Source organism: Myxococcus sp. AM009, from assembly GCF_013372605.1.
Classification (GTDB): domain Bacteria; phylum Myxococcota; class Myxococcia; order Myxococcales; family Myxococcaceae; genus Myxococcus; species Myxococcus vastator.
Map to the genome: position 1 here is coordinate 1 of NZ_JABXEP010000432.1, position 452 is coordinate 452.

Annotated in this window: 1 pseudogene; it reads left to right on the forward strand. The window is 65.7% G+C overall.

The annotated features are described in order from the left end of the window. Window positions 1-451 (forward strand): annotated as a pseudogene (gene acnA, locus HV824_RS38015) (aconitate hydratase); the annotation flags it as partial. Window position 452: the final 1 nt, after the last annotated feature.

Sequence of the window (452 nt, forward strand, 5' to 3'; positions counted from 1 at the left end):
GGTCACGCGCATGTGGGAAGCCATCGAGACCTACATGGACCGCAAGCAGCCGCTGATCGTGATTGCGGGCGCCGACTACGGCCAGGGCAGCTCGCGCGACTGGGCCGCCAAGGGCGTGCGACTGGCCGGCGTGGAGGCCATCGTGGCCGAAGGCTTCGAGCGCATCCACCGCACGAACCTGATCGGCATGGGCGTGTTGCCGCTGGAGTTCAAGCCCGGCACCACGCGCCTGACGCTCGGCATTGACGGCACCGAAACCTTTGACGTGATCGGCGAGCGCAAACCGCGCACCGACCTCACGCTCGTCATCCACCGCAAGAACGGCGAACGCGTGGAAGTGCCCGTCACGTGCCGCCTGGACAGCGATGAGGAAGTCTCGATCTACGAAGCCGGCGGTGTGCTGCAGCGATTTGCGCAGGACTTCCTGGAATCGAACAAGGAGGCCGCATGAG